At 55.3% G+C, this 4248-nt stretch carries 2 rRNA genes; both read left to right on the top strand.

Annotation, left to right across the window (positions count from 1 at the left end):
- A 16S ribosomal RNA gene (locus ACF1A5_RS33755) occupies positions 1 to 1173 on the top strand; the annotation flags it as partial.
- A 328-nt stretch (positions 1174 to 1501) separates the two neighbouring features.
- Positions 1502 to 4248 (top strand): 23S ribosomal RNA (locus tag ACF1A5_RS33750); the annotation flags it as partial.

Raw genomic sequence — 4248 nt, 5'->3', positions numbered from 1 at the left:
GCAGTGGGGAATATTGCACAATGGGCGAAAGCCTGATGCAGCGACGCCGCGTGAGGGATGACGGCCTTCGGGTTGTAAACCTCTTTCAGCAGGGACGAAGCGCAAGTGACGGTACCTGCAGAAGAAGCACCGGCTAACTACGTGCCAGCAGCCGCGGTAATACGTAGGGTGCAAGCGTTGTCCGGAATTACTGGGCGTAAAGAGTTCGTAGGCGGTTTGTCGCGTCGTTTGTGAAAACCAGCAGCTCAACTGCTGGCTTGCAGGCGATACGGGCAGACTTGAGTACTGCAGGGGAGACTGGAATTCCTGGTGTAGCGGTGAAATGCGCAGATATCAGGAGGAACACCGGTGGCGAAGGCGGGTCTCTGGGCAGTAACTGACGCTGAGGAACGAAAGCGTGGGTAGCGAACAGGATTAGATACCCTGGTAGTCCACGCCGTAAACGGTGGGCGCTAGGTGTGGGTTCCTTCCACGGAATCCGTGCCGTAGCTAACGCATTAAGCGCCCCGCCTGGGGAGTACGGCCGCAAGGCTAAAACTCAAAGGAATTGACGGGGGCCCGCACAAGCGGCGGAGCATGTGGATTAATTCGATGCAACGCGAAGAACCTTACCTGGGTTTGACATATACCGGAAAGCTGCAGAGATGTGGCCCCCCTTGTGGTCGGTATACAGGTGGTGCATGGCTGTCGTCAGCTCGTGTCGTGAGATGTTGGGTTAAGTCCCGCAACGAGCGCAACCCCTATCTTATGTTGCCAGCACGTTATGGTGGGGACTCGTAAGAGACTGCCGGGGTCAACTCGGAGGAAGGTGGGGACGACGTCAAGTCATCATGCCCCTTATGTCCAGGGCTTCACACATGCTACAATGGCCAGTACAGAGGGCTGCGAGACCGTGAGGTGGAGCGAATCCCTTAAAGCTGGTCTCAGTTCGGATCGGGGTCTGCAACTCGACCCCGTGAAGTCGGAGTCGCTAGTAATCGCAGATCAGCAACGCTGCGGTGAATACGTTCCCGGGCCTTGTACACACCGCCCGTCACGTCATGAAAGTCGGTAACACCCGAAGCCGGTGGCTTAACCCCTTGTGGGAGGGAGCCGTCGAAGGTGGGATCGGCGATTGGGACGAAGTCGTAACAAGGTAGCCGTACCGGAAGGTGCGGCTGGATCACCTCCTTTCTAAGGAGCATCTCTTTCGCTCGCTGCACACAGGTGTGGTTGAGGAAAGCAGAGGCCATTTCGTTCCCGTATGTGGAACGGTGGTTGCTCATGGGTGGACGCTGACAAGCATTCGTTTTCGTTACTGCCGGCCTCAGTGCTGGTGGGAGAACAAATTATATCGGCATACTGTTGGGTCCTGAGAGAACACGCGAGTGTTTCCTCTCTAGGAAGTAACGACAATGTTCAGGCGCGGTCATACCGCAAGAATTTTTTCTTGTTGGTGTCTGCTTGGAGCCTGAGTGTTGTGTGTTGTTTGAGAACTGCACAGTGGACGCGAGCATCTTTGTTGTAAGTAATGAAGAGCGTACGGTGGATGCCTTGGCACCAGGAGCCGATGAAGGACGTAGGAGGCTGCGATAAGCCTCGGGGAGCTGTCAACCGAGCTGTGATCCGAGGATGTCCGAATGGGGAAACCCAGCACGAGTGATGTCGTGTTACCCGCGCCTGAATATATAGGGCGTGTGGAGGGAACGTGGGGAAGTGAAACATCTCAGTACCCACAGGAAGAGAAAACAACCGTGATTCCGTGAGTAGTGGCGAGCGAAAGCGGAAGAGGCTAAACCATGGGTGTGTGATAGCCGGCAGGTGTTGCATTCGTGGGGTTGTGGGGTTCATTTTGTCTGTTCTGCCGAGCAGGCCAACAGTAAGAAATCACAGGGTTAGTGGAAGTGGTCTGGAACGGCCTGTCGTAGAGGGTGAGAATCCCGTACACGAAAACTTTGTGACTGTTGTAATGGAAACCCAAGTAGCACCGGGCCCGTGAAATCTGGTGTGAATCTGTCGGGACCACCCGATAAGCCTGAATACTCCCTGGTGACCGATAGCGGACTAGTACCGTGAGGGAAAGGTGAAAAGTACCCCGGGAGGGGAGTGAAATAGTACCTGAAACCGTGCGCTTACAATCCGTCAGAGCCTTCGAGCAGTTTACTGCTGGGGGTGATGGCGTGCCTTTTGAAGAATGAGCCTGCGAGTTAGTGGCATGTCGCGAGGTTAACCCGTGTGGGGTAGCCGTAGCGAAAGCGAGTCCGAATAGGGCGATCGTAGTGGCATGCTCTAGACCCGAAGCGGAGTGATCTACCCATGGCCAGGTTGAAGCGACGGTAAGACGTCGTGGAGGACCGAACCCACTTAGGTTGAAAACTGAGGGGATGAGTTGTGGGTAGGGGTGAAAGGCCAATCAAACTCCGTGATAGCTGGTTCTCCCCGAAATGCATTTAGGTGCAGCGTCGCGTGTTTCTCACCGGAGGTAGAGCTACTGGATGGTCTAGGGGGCCCACAAGCTTACCGAAATCAGCCAAACTCCGAATGCCGGTGAGTGAGAGCGCGGCAGTGAGACTGCGGGCGATAAGGTTCGTAGTCGAGAGGGAAACAGCCCAGATCGCCAGCTAAGGTCCCTAAGCGTGTACTAAGTGGAAAAGGATGTGGGGTCGCGAAGACAACCAGGAGGTTGGCTTAGAAGCAGCCACCCTTGAAAGAGTGCGTAATAGCTCACTGGTCAAGTGATCCTGCGCCGACAATGTAGCGGGGCTCAAGTACACCACCGAAGCTGCGGCATTCACGCAATAGCCCCCAGTTGATCCAAGGATTTTCTGGCAGGTGTGTGGATGGGTAGGGGAGCGTCGTGTGGCCATGGAAGCGGCAGGGTGACCTAGCCGTGGAGGCCACACGAGTGAGAATGCAGGCATGAGTAGCGAAAGACGAGTGAGAAACTCGTCCGCCGAATGACCAAGGGTTCCTGGGCCAGGTTAATCCGCCCAGGGTGAGTCGGGACCTAAGACGAGGCCGACAGGCGTAGCCGATGGACAACGGGTTGATATTCCCGTACCCGTGTGAACGCGCCCATGGTGAATCAGTGATACTAACCATCCTGAAGCCACGAGAAGACCTTCGGGTCTCGAGTTGGTGGATGCATGGGACCTGATCTGGTAGTAGCCAAGCGATGGGGTGACGCAGGAAGGTAGCTGAGCCAGTCAGTGGTAATACTGGTGTAAGCGTGTAGGGCGTGACCTAGGCAAATCCGGGTCACACATAGCCTGAGACGTGATGCGTAGCCGATTGAGGCGAATTCAGTGATCCTATGCTGCCGAGAAAAGCCTCTAGCGAGCTTTCACACGGCCCGTACCCCAAACCGACACAGGTGGTCAGGTAGAGAATACTAAGGCGATCGAGATAACTATGGTTAAGGAACTCGGCAAAATGCCCCCGTAACTTCGGGAGAAGGGGGGCCCTGTCTGGTGACGACATGTACTGTCTGAGCTGGGTGGGGCCGCAGAGACCAGTGAGAAGCGACTGTTTACTAAAAACACAGGTCCGTGCGAAGTCGTAAGACGATGTATACGGACTGACGCCTGCCCGGTGCTGGAAGGTTAAGAGGACCGGTTAGTTCCTTCGGGAGCGAAGCTGAGAATTTAAGCCCCAGTAAACGGCGGTGGTAACTATAACCATCCTAAGGTAGCGAAATTCCTTGTCGGGTAAGTTCCGACCTGCACGAATGGCGTAACGACTTCTCAGCTGTCTCAACCGTAGACTCGGCGAAATTGCATTACGAGTAAAGATGCTCGTTACGCGCGGCAGGACGAAAAGACCCCGGGACCTTCACTACAGCTTGGTATTGGTGTTCGGTTCGGTTTGTGTAGGATAGGTGGGAGACTGTGAAACGGTGACGCCAGTTATCGTGGAGTCGTTGTTGAAATACCACTCTGATCGAATTGGACCTCTAACCTCGGACCATGATCTGGTTCAGGGACAGTGCCTGGTGGGTAGTTTAACTGGGGCGGTTGCCTCCCAAAATGTAACGGAGGCGCCCAAAGGTTCCCTCAGCCTGGTTGGCAATCAGGTGTCGAGTGCAAGTGCACAAGGGAGCTTGACTGTGAGACTGACAGGTCGAGCAGGGACGAAAGTCGGGACTAGTGATCCGGCACCGGCAAGTGGAAGCGGTGTCGCTCAACGGATAAAAGGTACCCCGGGGATAACAGGCTGATCTTCCCCAAGAGTCCATATCGACGGGATGGTTTGGCACCTCGATGTCGGCTC

It is taken from the genome of Streptomyces sp. NPDC014864 (genome assembly GCF_043081525.1).
Classification (GTDB): domain Bacteria; phylum Actinomycetota; class Actinomycetes; order Streptomycetales; family Streptomycetaceae; genus Streptomyces.
Note: the sequence above shows the minus strand (reverse complement) of the source record. Positions and strands in the feature narration are given on the sequence as shown.